We start from the raw sequence: 15,419 nt of genomic DNA on the forward strand, positions 1-15,419 counted from the left end.
GGCAACCTAGTGCCGCATGACCGCGACCCCAAGGTGAGAACACGATGAGCACGCCGTGGCCCGCGGATGCCTGGTATCTGCAACTGGCCGACCTGACCATCGATCTGCGCTTTCGCCGCCTGATGCATTCCGGGCAAAGCGTGGAATTGCCGCAGCGGGTTTTCGATCTGTGGCTGTTGCTGCTGAGCGAACCCAACCGGCTGCATACCCGCACCGAGTTGTTCGACCGCTTGTGGGCCGGCACGATCGTCGAAGACACCAATCTGTCGCAGAACGTCTGGTTGTTGCGCAAGGCCCTGGGCGAGGAGCGCAAGAACTGGATCCGCACCGTGGCCAAGAGCGGCTACGTGTTCGAGCCGCCGGGGCCGCTGCAGTGGTTCAAGCAACTGCCGCCGGCTCCGCAGGCGGATGGCGCACCCAGCGCGCGCGGGGATTCGAAAGCGTTCGCCGAGGCCGCCGAGCACGCCGCATTTGCCGAGTCGCGGCAGGTGGCGCTTGCCGAGCCTTCCGCCGCGAAGGGTTCGGCAGCAGGGCAGGTGCTCGATGCCGTGTCGCTGTCGACCGCCGTCGACTCCGGGCCTCTGCCTATACCGGCTGCGGTTCCGGCTGCGGTGCGGGGCCTGCGAGGCGGCAAGCGGGTGTGGGCGTTGGCGGTGCCCGGCCTGGTTGTGGTCGCAGCGGCGATGCTCTTGTTCGCCCAGCGTTGGAGCGGGTTCGGGCCGAGCGAGCCGAAACTGGCGGTGGCGCTGGTGACGATCGAGGACCAACAGGCCGCCTCGCGATGGCCGGCCAAGCTGCTCGAGGAGTGGTTGAGCTGGAAGCTGGGCAGCCTGCCCGAGGTCGATCTGCTCAGCGAAAGCGATCTGGCCGCCGGGCAGGGGGCGGAGGCCGCCAAGGTCGTATTTTTATCGTCGGTGCAGTCGCCCGGCGATCCGAAGCGAATGACGCTGTACGTGCGTTTCCACGAGCAAGGCAAGAAGGAAGAACGTCTCGAATTCAAGGGCGATCCTTCCGACATGCCGGCCCTGGTCGATGCTGCGTCCCGCCAGGTCCTGGCCCGTTTGCTGCCCGCTCGCGAAGCGCCGTGGCCGGCATTGGAGCTGAGCGCGAAAGCCGCCCGGCGTTACGAGCAGGCCGCGTTGGCGCTCGATCGCCGCGATTGGATGTCGGCGGTCTCGATCGGTAGCGAAGTGGCCGAGGCGGCACCGCGCTTCGGCCTGATGCGGCTGCAACTCGCGCAAGCGCAGGCGCGGCTCTCGCAAGGCTCCGCGGCCGCCGGGCAAATGGAGATCGCGGCAAAGTTACTCGCGAACGCGCCGGCCGAGGCGGTTGCGTTGCTGCATGCGCAAGCCCTCGGGCTCGATCCGCGCCGCAGCCAGGATGCACTGAAGGCGTTCGCCTCCCTGGCCGACCGCCATCCCGACAAAGTCGCTTATCGATTCGAATATGCCCGCCTGTCGATCGAGGCCGGCAAGCCGCAGGAGGCCTTGGCACGACTGGCCGACGGCGCCGGCGATCGGCATGCGATCGCGGTGAGAGTCGCCCAGCATCTGTTGCGCGCCGAGGCCTACGGCAAACTCGGCGATCCCGCCCGGATGCGTACGCAGGCGAGCGCCGCCGAGCGCTTGGCCCGCCAGGCCGGTCCGGGATGGACATTGGAAACAGCCGATGCCCTGTTGTCAAAGGCCCGTGCCGACAGCAATCAGTTCCCCGAGCGCCCGGTTCCGGCTGCCTACGAACAGTCGGCCCAGCTCTACGAGCAGGGCGGAAATTCGACCGGCGCACTGCGCGCGCGGGTATTGGCGCGTATCGCCGGGCCGTTGACGGGCGATGCGGATCCGGCGCTGGACGTATTGCTGGCGCGCGCCAACGCAGGCGGCTATCACCGCCTGGAGATCGACGTCCTGGTCGCCAGCGCGGATCAGTACCTGAAGGCGGGCGATGCCGACAGCTATCGCGCGCGGTTGATGCAGGCGGCCGCCATCGCCAACGCGTCCGGAGACTGGGTCTCGATGGCGCTGCTGGACGTGCGCTTGCTGTACGACGACCTGTTGACGCTCAGGCTCGACAGCGCCGCCGTTCGCAGCGCACGTCTGCGCGAGCTGCAACTGCAGGGCAGGCTGCGTCTGCTGTCGAACCAACTCGCCGGGGGACTGGCCCTGATGCGTGGACATGCGGCGCAGGCTTTGGAAATCTCGCGCGAGACCGAGCGTCTGTTGCCGGCCTTGTCTGCGGGGCAGGAGGGGTCGGAGGCGCATGCGCAGTTGGGGTGCGCACGTACGGATTATTTGCTCGCCCTGGGCAGGTTGGCCGAAGTGCGCAAGGAGCTCGACCGTTGCTCGCAAGGCGACCGGCAAACCCTGCGCAGCCTGGTCTTGCTGGGCCGGAGCCAAGTGGCGTTGGTGGGAGGCGATTCCGTCCAGGCCACCGGTTTGCTGGAGCAGGCCGAAGCATCCATGCCGACTGCCGCGCCGGACAGTTGGAACCAAGGCTTGGAGGTCGCCCGGTTGGCGACTGTGTTGGGCCAGACGGAGAAATCAGAACGCATCTATTCGCAGTTGCTGCCGCCACTGCAGCGCAGCGGTTACAGCTTGTTCGTGGCCCAGGCCATTACCGGGCTGGCGGAGAACGCGGCGGCGCGAGGCGATTGGGTGCGCAGCCGGATCCACGCCGCCAACGTGCGCAAGCTGATTCCCGACGATGCCTGGTTCCTGAGCGCTCGATTGGATCTGCTGGCCGTTGCCGATGCGCGCCAGCGCGGCGACCGGACCACGGCGGTCGCGATGGCGGGCAAGTTGCACCAGCGCGCCAGGCAACTGGGCGACGTCATCGTCGAGATGCAAGTGCACCGGATGTTCGAGCCCGGCGCTTTGCATAACGATTGCGACGCGGCCGAGCGCGAGGCCTCGGTCGCCCGCACCGGTATGCGCGGCATCGATGTCGATTGGCTCGTGCCTGCGGGCGGGGCTGCTCGAAGCGCCTCGCCCTGAGCTTTCCACACGACACGACGGGGAGTGGTCGCCGCAGCAAGTGCCGGCCCGCGATACCTTCGCGTGATCCCGCTAGCGATCGACATCGGCGACTCGTAAGCCCGTCCGCGCCAAGCGGGCAGGGCGACACCTGTGCCAGTCGTCACTCACGCATAGGCCCGCGAAGGGGCGGCAACAAGCTGCTGGGCGACGGCGTTGCCGGCGTCCGGGCCGTCGCTTGCGCTGGGTCGTTCGAGAAGCGTGAACGCCCGATGCACGGATTCGCTTCCGGCGTTCGAGCGAACGCTTTTTTTATTCTCTCCGGGGCGGTGTTCTCTGTATCGTTCGGCTCGCGGTCGAGCTTCGTGATGCAGCGCTCATAAACGCTGCGAAGTATCCGGGTCGATCGCGTCGCAAACCCTCGCGCCCGAACAACGGCTGCGGCGGCTGCGTCGCACGGCGACCGTGTCGAGACCGAAAGCGAGGAGACGCCACCGCTCTTCGCCGAGGTGTCCGTTCCCCCATGAATTCGCTTGCCGGCTGCCGTGCAGCTCGGGCAATCGTTTCGGCTGCGCGTCGTCCGGCCGTAACGGCCGCCGCGACGGCATCAGATCGAGGTTGGATGAGCACGACCGATTTCTCCCAGGAACGCAGCGTCCGCATCGCCGCATCGTCGATCGCGGTGGCGACGACCTTGTCGATCGGCGCGCTGCTGTTCCGCCCGGTCGCATTGCCGTCGACGGCGTCGGCGATGGACGTGGTGTTGATCGATCGCATCGTGCGTATCGAACCGGCGCCTGACGTATCGCAGCCGTTAGCGCAACGTCCCGGTACCGCATCGCCGGTCGGCAAGAAGCCGAATGCGCAGCGCGAATCGATGCCTCGGTCCGAAAATGCAGTGCTCTCTCCGCAGAAGCCGGCGGTCGTCGAACCGCCACCGGCTCAGCCGAACCCGGCCGTCGAGCCTGCACCGCCGAACCGCTGGCTGCTGCCGGACCGTTTCAGCATGCGCCCTCGCAATGCGCCGGCCGACCCGGCGCTGGCCCCGAAACCGCGCGCACCTGGAGACCCGAGCGAACGCAGTCAGTACTACGCCAAGAAGCTGCTGGAGCGCCGTAATCCGCTGGGGGACCAGCCGCCGGCCCTGCACGACTGGTTCGGCGACGCGGCCAAGAACGCGGCCGCACGCGCAGACGGCCAAGTCTCGGTCAATCGTGTCGCCGAGGCGATCTTCGGCAAAGACATCCAGTCGGCGAAGGCGCGCCCGCCGCCGTCGGTGCGGTTCCGTCCGGAATTGCACGAACGACCTTCCGACCTCGGCAGCGAAGCGACCGGCAATGCCTACAAGGCCGCGGCTGTCGCGTACGAAGCGGTGCCCGGCCTCGAAGGCGAAGCCAGCCGGCGCATCCGCGAAGCCATCGACCTGTTGCTCAAGCTGCCCACGGGCTGCGAGCGGCAAACCGTGGAAAGCTGGTTGGCCCCTGCGCGCAAACACCTGACCGAACTGGAGCGCGCCGAATACGCCTACGGCCACGGCGCCGACCCGATCCGCCGCGAGCACATGCTGCCGCGCGCCGCCGACACCGCCTACGACCAGGCCCGGCGCGCCATCGCTTATGCCGAGGGGCGGTTGGCGGGGTGCGGGAGGAAGCTGGGAGCTCATAACTAGTAATTAGGAGCGAGAAGTGAGGATTGCGTGGGCGCTCACTGGCTTCGCGGCATTGGGTGACGCGGCTATGCTCGTACTAAGGGCTGTGATGTTCGCCTGGCGTAATACAAAAAGCCGAAAATCCCTAGGTTTCCAGCTTCATTTGCGATACGTGGGATGATCCGCTTGCTTGGTTTGAATCGCATCTGTCATATGGAAAAGCAGTGTCCACGTACCCAGTATGCCTATTTGGGCTTAAGGAGCGTCCCTTCAATATGAGCAACACCAAGCGGCGTTATCGTCGCTCTCGATGAGTCAAGCTCGATGTATTGTTTATCGAACAGGCCGTTCAGTACGCGGCTCAAGTTGATATTGTCACGTGTCCACTTCTTGAGGTTTGTTCGCGTAACCCAGCCCGGTGTTGTATAGAGCAGCATAAGAACCTTGTCGGCCATCTTCATGTCAGGTGCTAGTACACGCTTTGTGCCGTCAATCTCCCAAACCAAAGGGTGTGATCGCTCTATCAATGCGTCGACGGCGTCCTGTGCTTCGGACGTGGTTACGCCGTGTGTGATGCGGATAAGTTCAGCGACCACCCAGCTAGCACCTTCACGAACTAGCGTCGCGTCCATCTTATTCGGCACAACATCCCCGCCAACATGGCCGACATTCCTGTTGTTGCGTATTTCGTATAGCGCAGGCAGCAAGCGGGGTATGAGCACACGCAACGAGCGATCGCCGACTGCAATCGGTGATAAGCTTTCCAAAGCGCGACATGCAGCAACAAAATTATTCGGCTTACTTGGTGAGGCTGCAAAATTTCCGACAATGGCCCCATGAATGATCGTGTACGCGACCTCGCAGAATCTGCCCGCGTCCAGTGCAGCAAGCTTCCATCGACCTTCGTTGAATGCCTTGCAAATGTTCCTGTACTCATCGATGAGTGGGCCCCGAAGTGCTTCCGGAATGCTAGCGAGTAAAGTCTTCGGGTCGATCATCTGGACTTATTGCTCTTTCGCTTCGTCGGCGACTTGCGGGGATTTTGCTTTCCATCAAAGCCGGCCTGTACTGCGGCCTCACCGTCTTGCGTTAGGTAAGAACTTGCGCCTTCATCATGAATCCATGCGTTTTTAACCGCCTTCTTGTAATCCCTGGCGTAGTTTGGGCCTGGAGCAGGGAGCTTGGCTTGTTGAAAATACGCGGCGAGTTCGATGCTCGAAAAGTTCAGCTTTCCCTCGATCTTTTCACGATAGTATGCAAAGCAAGCTATGCGCTGATCGTTTGTTGCTGGCGCCTTCTCTTTTAGCAGTTCCACAAGTGATACTCGCTTGCCGCCACTGATCGCTTGAGGCGCGCCAAGGGGGGCTTGTTGGGCTGCCGGCGCCCCTTCTCCCTGGCGTTGACTTGCAGATGGTACGGCTAGGATTGCCGATACTCCGAACAAAGCGGCCGCTGATTGAAGTACCCGCGACCTCTCGTCGGGACTCAACGGCTGAAGTGCATTCATGACGGCAATTGCGGCCTCGGCGGCCTTGGTCGTGTCGTCGCTACTCATATCTTCTCCCCTGCGAGCTTGGTATCTGCCGGTCGCTTCCTAGCTAGGTTGCGGCCTGTTGAATACAGCAATTTATCTGTCAGCACCGCTAGGCCTTAAGGCGGGTCCTCCCGAGAGGTGGGGCCTGCTGCGGGGGTGCCGACACAGCATAAATTGCGGTGCGCGCGTCCGGCAAAGTCAACTTGTTGTTCTTGTGACTACCTTCGGCGCCCACTTCGTGAAGTATGCGTGCCCGGCGTCATACCAGGGCCGAAGCACTGCTTGTAAGTCATCGGCTTCCTGGTTTTCCGCCATCGAAAGCGCGATCGCGATGACGAGGTGCGATAGCACGACGGCGTTCGTCAGGACCTCGACGAATTCATCGTTTGGCGGATAGGCGCCGATGCCATCTTCGCCAATATAGTAGTTCAGTAGCGAGCGTCCGCCGTGTGTCATGCCGCTAAGCGTCGCCCAGGAATTGTCCACGGTGATCGGAATGCGACCGGCAGGCGTCCATCCGAAATGCGCTTCGTTAATCCGGGCCAGGGAGCGCGGCCCGAGCTTGTTCCCATCCCGGCGTGGCAGCTCGTCTTCGCCGAGGTAGAACGCCAATTCTTCCGCCGTAGCAGGCCCGGCGAAGAATGCGGCGCGCATGAGCTGGTCGACCTGGGATCGAAGCAGGATCAATGCGCCGAATACGCTCTGGTGTACGTCATGCGCGACCAGAAAGCACGCGGACCGCGCCTGCTCTACCGAGGCATATAGCAGGGCGATCGCGACGTTCGTCCTTTCGTCGTTAGGAAGCTCCATCTTCGCCAATACCGGATAGCAGCCGTCAATGGCCGTGACGCTTTCCAGGGCAGCGGGGACCAGGTTTTGAAGGTCTGGGGCGGGTGCGGGCTGGGTCATACCAGCAATGTGCGCCCTTCAACATGAGCTGGCAACGCCCCGGCAATGCATGTCCGTACGGGCGAGCCGCGCGGTGGATAGGTAATAAAAAACCCCTGAAAAATCAGGGGTTTGAATGGTGGAGGTGGGCGGAATCGAACCGCCGTCCGAAGGCACTCCATCCCCGGCACTACATGCTTAGCGCTCCGTTAGATCTCGCCCCCGAACAGCACGGCGCGCAAAGCGCATCCAGGAGCCAGCCTGTTTTGAGTTGACCGGGTGCTGACAGGCAACCACTCCCGGCGATTCCGTGATAATGACCCTACATTGCGAGCACGGACACAAGCAATTTCGGGGCTTACGCCTTAAGCGGCGAGAGCGTAGTTGTCGTCGTTGGCAACTAAAAGTTTGCAGCTGGATTTACGAGGAAAGCTACCCCCTCGGCATGCGCCAAGTGATTTCGCGACCCCCGTCGAAGCCAGTGCACCCCCGGGGACAGCAACCATCGCTGACGTGTTCAGTATAGGGGCTGGCGCCGGGTTCTCAAGCGTTACCGTGCGATGACGCACCGGCGATTCAGGCGCGCGCCTCGAATGCGGGCGCGTGTCCGCCGAACGACAGGCAGGCGCCGGCCATCGCGATGCGATCGAGTGGAGGTGGAACGGCCGCGTGCGCAGCCTGGTCCGGCTCAGTTGCCGTCGAGCAGTTCGATCAGGGCGCGGCGTTTCTTGCGCGACAACTTGCGCATCAGGCCCATCAGGCGCAGTTCGTCGGGATCGCTGTATTTGGCTGCGTTTTCGCGCACCGACAGCGATTTGCCTTCGATGGTGCCGCGCCCGGTCGCCAGCCATTCGAAGCTGACGTGCTGCTGCACGGCGATCTGCAGCATGCGCTCGAGTTCGGGCAGGGCCAGGCCGACCAGCCACTTGCGGGCGGTTTCGCGGCTGACGTCGTAGTAAGCGGATAGCGCGCCTGTGCGGGCCCGGCCTTTGGCAAATCCGGAAAAATCGAGGGCCTGGTGCAGCCGATTGGCGAATTCTTGGTGAGGCGCGTTGGTCATGAGGTCTCGCCGGAGCATCCTGCAGGGCTGAAACGTGGCGCCGCCCACCCTGGCTGTCGGCCGGGCGAGGATAGCGCAACTCATTGTTGCGTACGCTTCCCGAAATTGATCACTCTTTTTGGTCGTTGAAAAGAGCAATTTGCGGTGGTAAGTTGGCTGGGCATGGATGCCACTCAGAGGTCACGCTATGGAAGGCAGAGCTAAAAAGAAGGCCCGGCGGAGTGCCGGCAACGCTGCGAACGCGGCGGCGCCCCGTTCCAGGGGCGCGCGCAGGCTCGAGCGGGGCGGGTCGCCCAATCCCATCGAACGCTATATCGCCTGTTTCGCCACCGCCCGCGAGGCGGCGTCGGCGGCCGGGGTGTCGGCGGCCATGCTGCGGCGCATGCGGGTGCGCGGCTATGTCTCGACCCGGGCGCGGGCCTTGCTGATGGCGCAGGCCTGCGAGTTCCGGATCGAGGCGGTCGAGCTGATGGCCTTGCCGAAGGGGGACGGCTGATGGCCCGGTTTGGGCCAGGGGTGGGGGTGGAGCTGGGGGCGGGGCAGGGCCTGGGCGCGCTGTTGCTGCAGCCGGCGGCGCTGGTCTTCGGGCTGTGTCTATTGCTCGCTGCGGCGGGGCTGGCCGGGTGGTGGTGGCGACGGCGGCGGCGCCTGTCGCCGCACGAGCGCCTAGCCTGGCGCGCCGACCGCAACGGGCGCGCGCTGCTGCAACTGGCCGACGAGATCGAGGGTTTCCTGATCCGCCAGCACGAGGCCGGCATCTCGATACGGCAGCAGCGGCACTGGCCGCAACTGTGTCGCCAGGTCGCGGCCGAGCACCTGGAGTGCATCAATTGCCTGTTGCTGGAAGGGGTTTGGCACGAGGAGGGCAAGCCGCCCGGCGACCGTTGATCGGCGGCCGGGGCCGTGATGCCGTCACTACAATCCGGCGGGTATGCTTGCGGCGATGACGACGACCGATCCGGCCGCCCACGCCAGCCCCCCGAACGACGGGGTCGACTCCGAACTTTCCGGCCTGATGCCGCGACGCGGTTATCTGCTCGCGCTCGCGGTGCTGATCGGCGCGCTGATCCTGGTGTTCACCGCGTGGCGGATCGCGCGCGACCGCGAACTGCGCTCGGCGCAGGCGGAATTCATCAGCCAGACCGTGCAGGTCACTGAGCTGATCCAGCAACGCCTGGTCAATTACGAACTGGTCGCGCGTGGTGGCGTGTCGCTGTTCGCCTCGGTGCAACGGCCGACGGCGGCGCAGTGGAAGGCCTATGTCGAAGGCATGAACATGCAGCGCCGGTTTCCGGCGACGCTGGGCCTGGGCTTCAGCGGCTACGTGCCGCAGCGGCTGCTGGTGCAGCTGCAGAACGAATGGCGCGACGCCGGCTACGGCTTGCTGTCGATACGGCCGCAGGGCCGGCGCGACGTGTACGGGCCGATTTTGTACCTGGAGCCGAAGACGCCGGCGAACGTCGCCGCGATCGGTTACGACATGTACGCCGAACAGGTGCGTCACACCGCCCTGGAAGCGGCGCTGGACTCGGGCCAGGCCTGGCTGTCGGGCAAGATCCAGTTGATCCAGGACGGCGATAAGCAGAACACCGGCATGTTGCTGGCTTTGCCGGTCTACCTCGGCGGCGGGCGCCCGCAGACCCTGGAGCTGCGGCGCGCGGAAATGCAGGGCTGGGTGTACGTGCCGTTCCGCATGGAGCGTTTCGTCGAAGTGGCGCTGGGCGACACCCACGGCGACATGCGCTTCCGCATTTTCGATGAAACCGGCGGGCGCGACGAACTGTTGTACGCCAGCCCGAACCTGAAGACCGATACCACCGCGGCCTTCGTGCACCGCGCCGCGTTCGACATCTACGGCCGCACCTGGCGCATCGAATACGAATCGCCGCCGGTGGAGGAAGCGGTGCCGCGCCTGGAAGGCCTGCGCAACATGTTCGCCCTGGGCCTGTTCTCGGCGCTGCTGCTGTACAGCATCGCCTTGATGCTGGCGCGCACCGAGTCGCGCGCGCGCCACATCGCGCTGCGCATGACCGAAGACTTCCGCCGCAGCGAAACCCGCTTCCGCAGCGCGATGCAGTACTCGGCGATCGGCAAGGCCTTGCTCGACAGCGAGGGGCGCATCGTCGATTCCAACCCGGCCCTGGCGACCATCGTCGGCCTGGGGCCGGCGCAGTTGCTGGGCCAGCGTTTCGACAGCCTGCTCGAAGACGAGGACGCCGACACGCCGAGCGGCGCCAGCCACACCGAAGAAGACGGCGTGCACCGGGCCACGCGCCGCCTGCGGCGCCAGCACGGTGTCGCGCGCCAAGTGCAGCTGACGTATTCGCCGGTGCCGGGCAACGTCGGCCAGGACATCAGCGGCCTGGTCCAGGTCGAGGACGTCACCGAGCGCATGCGCGCGGAAGCGCGCGTGCACGCGCTCAACCGCACTCTGGAGGCGCGCGTGGCCTTGCGCACGCGCGAGCTCAGCCAGGCCAACCAGGAACTCGAAGCTTTCGCCTACAGCGTCTCGCACGACCTGCGCGCGCCCTTGCGCGCGATCGACGGCTTCAGCCGCATCCTCGGCGAGAAATACGCCGACCGTTTCGACGCCGCCGGCAACGATTACCTGGCGCGGGTGCGCAAGGCCGCCGCACGCATGGGCGACCTGATCGATGCCTTGCTGAAGATGTCGCGCCTGGCGCGCAGCGAGCTCAAGCACGAATCGGTCGACCTGAGCCGCATCGCCAACGAGTTGATCGAAGAGCTACGCATGGGCGACGCGCAGCGCAAGGTCGAGGTGTCGATCGAACCCGGTATGCAGGTGATCGGCGATGCCTCCTTGCTGCGCAATCTGCTCGGCAACCTGCTCGGCAACGCCTGGAAATTCACCCGCGACCGCGACCCGGCGCAGATCGAGTTCGGCACCCAGGAGACCGCGAGCGGCGTGCGCGAGTTCTACCTGCGCGACAACGGCACCGGTTTTCCGCAGGCCTATGTCGACAAGCTGTTCCGGCCGTTCCAGCGCCTGCACAGCGTCGAGGATTTCGCCGGCCACGGCATCGGCCTGGCCTCGGTCAAGCGCATCGTCGAGCGCCACGGCGGCACGATCCGCGCCGAAGGCCGCGAAGGCGAGGGCGCGGTGTTCTATTTCACCCTGCCGCACGATGGGGCCGGGCGAGGGGAGTGAGGCGGGGGCCGCGGAAGCGGTCCGGCAACGCCGGTCGATGCCTCGGTTTTCGTCGCCAGGTGCCGGTCGCCTGTCGCGGCTCGCGCCGCTCCTACCCCAAAGCGGCGACCTGTCCGGGTAGGAGCGGTGCAAGCTGCGACCGCGAAATCCATGCGGCCGCGTAAACCAACAGCCCGCGCACAGGCGGGCGGTGGTGTTTGGAGAAACCCGTCGGTCGGCGGGCTTTGGATCAGGCGTCGCGGTTGTGCCGGCGCATCACGCGCTGTTTTTCGTCGCGAGGTGCCGCTCGCCTGTCGCGGCTCGCGCCGCTCCTACCCCAAAGCGGCGACCTGTCCGGGTAGGAGCAGCGCAAGCCGCGACCGCGAAATCCATGCGGCCGCGTAAACAAAGAGCCCGCGCACAGGCGGGCGGTGGTGTTTGGAGAAGCCCGTCGGTCGGCGGGCTTTGGATCAGGTGTCGCGGTTGTGCCGGCGCATTCGGTTTTCGTCGCCAGGTGCCGGTCGCCTGTCGCGGCTCGCGCCGCTCCTACCCCAAAGCGGCGACCTGCCCGGGTAGGAGCGGCGCAAGCCGCGACCGCGAAATCCACGCGGCCGCGTAAACAAACAGCACGCGCACAGGCGGGCGGTGGTGTTTGGAGAAACGCGTCGGTCGGCGGGCTTTGGATCAGGCGTCGCGGTTGTGCCGGCGCATCACGCGCTGTTTTTCGCGCGCCCAGTCGCGTTCCTTGTGCCGGTCGCCTGTCGCGGCTCGCGCCGCTCCTACCCCAAAGCGGCGACCTGCCCGGGTAGGAGCGGCGCAAGCCGCGACCGCGAAATCCACGCGGCCGCGTAAACAAACAGCACGCGCACAGGCGGGCGGTGGTGTTTGGAGAAACGCGTCGGTCGGCGGGCTTGGGATCAGGCGTCGCGGTTGTGCCGGCGCATCACGCGCTGTTTTTCGCGCGCCCAGTCGCGTTCCTTGCTCGCCTCGCGCTTGTCGTGGCTCTGCTTGCCCTTGGCCAGCGAGATTTCGAGCTTGACCTTGTTGCCTTTCCAGTACATCGCGGTCGGCACGACCGTGTAGCCGTCGCGCTGGACGCGGCCGATCAGGTTGTCGATCTCGTTGCGGTGCAGCAGCAGCTTGCGGGTGCGGCGTTCCTCGGCGACGACGTGGGTCGAGGCGGAGATCAGCGGGCTGATCTGCGCGCCGATCAGGAACATCTCGTCGCGCAGGATGACGGCGTAGCTTTCGGTGATGTTTGCGCGTCCGGCGCGGATGGATTTGAGCTCCCAGCCCTGCAGCGACAGACCGGCCTCGAAGCGTTCCTCGAGGTGGTAATCGTGACGCGCACGCTTGTTCAGCGCGATGGTGCCGCCCGCGCTGCCCTTTCCTTTATCCTTGCCGGCCTTGTTGTTCGTAGTTTTAGCCATGAGTGATTGTCCACGATCCGGAGGCGGTTTGAGTAGCCGCGACCGGTTTTGGATTGAAGTTCCCCACGATCCGGAGGCGGTTTGAGTAGCCGCCGTGCGTTTTAGGCGAAGCGCTCCGATATGGGGCGGCTGAGTCGCCCCGGTTTGGGATCAAGTTTCACGATCCGCAGGCGGCCGAGACGCCCTTACCGGCTTTGGCCCGGATAGGATGTGCTACTGCCGAAGCGGGCCGTCGAAACCGCGGCCTTTCGGACACGTTTTCGACGACCTTGCGGCAACGGCCGTTCCGAGGCCCCCGCTTGAAATCCGCTTTGCGGACCTTATTGCGATAAGCACATGCCTACGATTCGCCGTTCCGCCCTCGTCGAACACTCCGCCGCGCGCATGTTCGCCCTGGTCAACGATGTCGCCGCGTACCCGCGCCGTTTCGACTGGTGCGAGCAGGCGCTGGTGCTCGAAGCCGACGAGGCCCACATGGTGGCGCGGCTCGACCTGGGGCTGGGCGCGCTGCGGACCTGGTTCACCACCCACAACAGCTTGTCGCCGCCGCACCACATCGAGCTCAAGCTGGTCGATGGGCCGTTCCGCAAGCTGGGCGGGCGCTGGGAATTCCACGCGCTGGACGAGTCGGCCTGCAAGGTCACTCTGACCCTGGAGTTCGAGCCGGCGGTGAAGCTGCTGGGGCCGGCGATGGCGCTGGGCTTCCAGAGCCTGGCCGACCGCATGGTCGACGATTTCGTCCGGGTCGCCGATCGCGGCGCCGAGCCGGCGCTGCCGTCGGTGACCGGCCCGAGCCCGGCCTGAGCGGCATCGCAGTGAAGATCGAGCTGGTCCGGGCCTGGCCGCGCCGTTTCGAGGCGCTGACCGTGGAACTGGCCGACGGCGCCACCGTCGCCGATGCACTCGCCGCGGCCGGGTGGGGCGCGGACGCCGAAATCAGCGGCTACGCGGTGTTCGGGGTCAAGGCGGTGGCGGACACGCCGCTGCGCGATGGCGACCGGCTGGAATTGCTGCGGCCTTTGCAGATCGACCCCAAGGAAGCGCGCCGCCGCCGCGCCGCCGAGCGCCCGCTCAAGAAATAAGCGCGCGCAAAACCAACGACGGCCCGGACGCAAGGCGGCCGGACCGGCAGGGGTGACGCTGCAGCGGGAGGCTGCGCGACCGCGAGGCCGCGCGCCGGGGATCAGCGCCGGCGGCGCTTGTCCTTATCCTTGTCCTTGGCCAGGTTGCGGCCGAACTGCTTGACCGAGGCGCGGGCGATCTGCTCGTCCTGCTCGGCGAAGTAGTCGCCTTCCCACTTGGTCAGGCTGTCGTTCTCGAACCACAGGGTCAGGTTCTTGCGATCGGTGTGGCCGAGGCGGTCGACGCGCTGGGTCGAGGTGTAGTCCCAGCGGTTCTGGTGGAACGGGTCTTCGATCGACGGGGTGCCCAGCAGCAACTGCACCTGCTGCTTGGTCATGCCGGTCTGGAGCTGGTCGATCGCGGTCTTCTCGAGCAGATTGCCCTGATAGATCGGCTGCTTGTAGATGATGCCGCAGCCGGCGGTGAGCATGGACAGCGAGAGGACGAGCAGGAGCTTACGCATCGGGTAGGGTTCTGCGGCAGTCGAAGGCAACGGGGCCGATGATACACTGAAGCCCGCACCCACCAAGGGCGGATCACGGCGCGCGGAGACCCCTCGCGTTCATCCGCCATTCCGGCCCAGCCAGCCCCGTCCGCTCCATGCGCAGCCGCCCGCGGCCACGGCCAGCCGGTCAACACCCAGGCACGGCGAGCGCCGGCCGAATCGATCTGAAGGGAACACTCATGGAATCGCAGGACCTGCGCAACGTCGGACTCAAGGTCACCCATCCGCGCCTGCGGATCCTGGAGCTGCTGGAGCAATCCAAGCCGCGCCACATGACCGCCGAGGACATCTACCGGATGTTGCTGGAAAAGGGCGAGGACATCGGCCTGGCCACGGTCTACCGCGTGCTGACCCAGTTCGAGTCGGCGGGGCTGGTGCTCAAGCACAACTTCGAGGCCGGCCAGTCGGTGTACGAACTCGACCGCGGCCATCACCACGACCACATGGTCGACATCGACAGCGGCAAGATCATCGAGTTCGAAAGCTCGGAGATCGAAGAGCTGCAGCGCAAGATCGCGGCCAAGCACGGCTACGAGATCGAAGAGCACTCGCTGGTGCTGTACGTGCGCAAGAAGAAGTGAAGGCCGACATGTCCGGCGAGACGATGCTGCCGTGCTCGTGCTGCGGCGAACTCGTCGCGCTGTCGGACATGGAGTACTCCTTCACCTTCCCGGACGCTTACCACGCCCTCGACAACGCCGCGCGCTGCGCGCCGGACACCTTTTGCGACGCGAACTTCTGCGCGATCGGCGGCGGCCAGCTGTTCGTGCGCGGGGTGATTCCGTTGCCGGTCGAAGGCGGCGACGACTACTGCATCGGCGCCTGGGTCGAGTTGGCCGAACACGATTGGCGTCTGGCGCGGATGATGTGGGACGAGCCCGGCAACGACCGCGTGCCCGAATTCGCCGGCACCCTGGCCAACCACATCCCGCGCGTCTACGAGTTCAGCACCCTCGGCCTGGAGCTGCGGGTGCAGTTGCACGACGACACCCGGCCGACCTTCCGCCTGGTCGACAGCGGGCATCCGCTCGAAGACGAACAGCGCCAGGGCATCACCCCGCACCGGGCGGCGTTCTTCACCGGGCTGCCGGACCTCGATTGAGGCGGCTATCGAT

At 65.5% G+C, this 15,419-nt stretch carries 15 protein-coding genes and 1 other RNA gene; 9 read left to right on the forward strand and 7 right to left on the reverse strand.

Translation table 11 applies throughout. The features are described 5' to 3' along the window. Positions 1-44: 44 nt before the first annotated feature. Positions 45-2,990, forward strand: a complete 2,946-nt coding sequence (locus LC490_RS10360) for a winged helix-turn-helix domain-containing protein (RefSeq protein WP_223620141.1) — start codon at positions 45-47, stop codon at positions 2,988-2,990. A gap of 601 nt (positions 2,991-3,591) precedes the next feature. Beyond that, entirely contained in the window at positions 3,592-4,638 is a 1,047-nt protein-coding gene (locus LC490_RS10365; protein ID WP_223620142.1) for a hypothetical protein, read from the forward strand. A gap of 224 nt (positions 4,639-4,862) precedes the next feature. On the opposite strand, the gene LC490_RS10370 is transcribed toward LC490_RS10365, so the two are convergent. The 5 genes from LC490_RS10370 to LC490_RS10390 all read right to left on the reverse strand — a co-directional run bounded on the left by LC490_RS10370 (position 4,863) and on the right by LC490_RS10390 (position 8,099). Next, positions 4,863-5,615 (reverse strand): hypothetical protein, encoded by a 753-nt coding sequence (locus tag LC490_RS10370; RefSeq protein ID WP_152566364.1) that lies wholly within the window; start codon positions 5,613-5,615, stop codon positions 4,863-4,865. Next, the gene (locus LC490_RS10375; RefSeq protein WP_152566365.1) at positions 5,612-6,172 is read right to left on the reverse strand and encodes a hypothetical protein; all 561 of its coding nucleotides are present in this window, start codon (positions 6,170-6,172) and stop codon (positions 5,612-5,614) included. Before LC490_RS10375 ends, LC490_RS10370 begins: the two co-directional genes overlap by 4 nt. Positions 6,173-6,349: 177 nt before the next feature. Beyond that, positions 6,350-7,060, reverse strand: a complete 711-nt coding sequence (locus LC490_RS10380; protein ID WP_031373590.1) for a hypothetical protein — start codon at positions 7,058-7,060, stop codon at positions 6,350-6,352. A 116-nt stretch (positions 7,061-7,176) separates the two neighbouring features. Next, positions 7,177-7,530: a transfer-messenger RNA gene (ssrA, locus tag LC490_RS10385) on the reverse strand. A gap of 197 nt (positions 7,531-7,727) precedes the next feature. After that, a complete protein-coding gene (locus tag LC490_RS10390; RefSeq protein ID WP_031373591.1) occupies positions 7,728-8,099 on the reverse strand; it encodes a helix-turn-helix domain-containing protein in 372 nt (123 codons plus the stop codon). A 187-nt stretch (positions 8,100-8,286) separates the two neighbouring features. Between LC490_RS10390 and LC490_RS10395 the strand changes: the two genes are divergently transcribed. From LC490_RS10395 to LC490_RS10405, 3 genes are read left to right on the forward strand one after another with little or no spacing between them, the layout of a single operon-like run. Next, the gene (locus tag LC490_RS10395) at positions 8,287-8,595 is read left to right on the forward strand and encodes a hypothetical protein (protein ID WP_223620143.1); all 309 of its coding nucleotides are present in this window, start codon (positions 8,287-8,289) and stop codon (positions 8,593-8,595) included. Then, on the forward strand, positions 8,595-8,987 hold the full coding sequence (locus LC490_RS10400) for a hypothetical protein (RefSeq protein WP_223620144.1): 393 nt from the start codon (positions 8,595-8,597) through the stop codon (positions 8,985-8,987). Before LC490_RS10395 ends, LC490_RS10400 begins: the two co-directional genes overlap by 1 nt. A gap of 55 nt (positions 8,988-9,042) precedes the next feature. Then, positions 9,043-11,268: a CHASE domain-containing protein gene (locus LC490_RS10405; protein ID WP_223620145.1), complete on the forward strand. Its 2,226-nt coding sequence runs from the start codon at positions 9,043-9,045 to the stop codon at positions 11,266-11,268. 896 nt (positions 11,269-12,164) lie between these two features. Here the strand turns inward: LC490_RS10405 and smpB are convergent. After that, complete coding sequence (gene smpB / locus LC490_RS10410; protein WP_031372713.1) at positions 12,165-12,677, reverse strand: SsrA-binding protein SmpB; 513 nt, start codon at positions 12,675-12,677, stop codon at positions 12,165-12,167. Positions 12,678-13,013: 336 nt separating this feature from the next. On the opposite strand from smpB, the gene LC490_RS10415 reads away from it, so the two are divergent. Both LC490_RS10415 and LC490_RS10420 read left to right on the forward strand, forming a co-directional pair. Continuing rightward, positions 13,014-13,481, forward strand: coding sequence for a type II toxin-antitoxin system RatA family toxin (locus LC490_RS10415; RefSeq protein WP_031372714.1), 468 nt, complete (start codon positions 13,014-13,016; stop codon positions 13,479-13,481). An 11-nt stretch (positions 13,482-13,492) separates the two neighbouring features. Then, positions 13,493-13,759 carry an RnfH family protein gene (locus LC490_RS10420; protein ID WP_223620146.1) on the forward strand — a complete coding sequence of 89 codons (267 nt, stop codon included), beginning with the start codon at positions 13,493-13,495 and terminating at the stop codon, positions 13,757-13,759. A 101-nt stretch (positions 13,760-13,860) separates the two neighbouring features. Here LC490_RS10420 and bamE read toward each other — a convergent pair whose 3' ends face one another. Then, the gene (gene bamE, locus LC490_RS10425) at positions 13,861-14,262 is read right to left on the reverse strand and encodes an outer membrane protein assembly factor BamE (protein WP_031372716.1); all 402 of its coding nucleotides are present in this window, start codon (positions 14,260-14,262) and stop codon (positions 13,861-13,863) included. 221 nt (positions 14,263-14,483) lie between these two features. On the opposite strand from bamE, the gene fur reads away from it, so the two are divergent. After that, complete coding sequence (gene fur / locus LC490_RS10430) at positions 14,484-14,885, forward strand: ferric iron uptake transcriptional regulator (RefSeq protein WP_031372717.1); 402 nt, start codon at positions 14,484-14,486, stop codon at positions 14,883-14,885. An 8-nt stretch (positions 14,886-14,893) separates the two neighbouring features. Further along, positions 14,894-15,406, forward strand: a complete 513-nt coding sequence (locus LC490_RS10435) for a DUF2199 domain-containing protein (protein WP_152566281.1) — start codon at positions 14,894-14,896, stop codon at positions 15,404-15,406. The last annotated feature ends 13 nt before the right edge of the window (positions 15,407-15,419 follow it).

The organism is Lysobacter sp. ESA13C, from assembly GCF_019970005.1.
In the GTDB taxonomy this organism is placed as follows: domain Bacteria; phylum Pseudomonadota; class Gammaproteobacteria; order Xanthomonadales; family Xanthomonadaceae; genus Lysobacter; species Lysobacter antibioticus_B.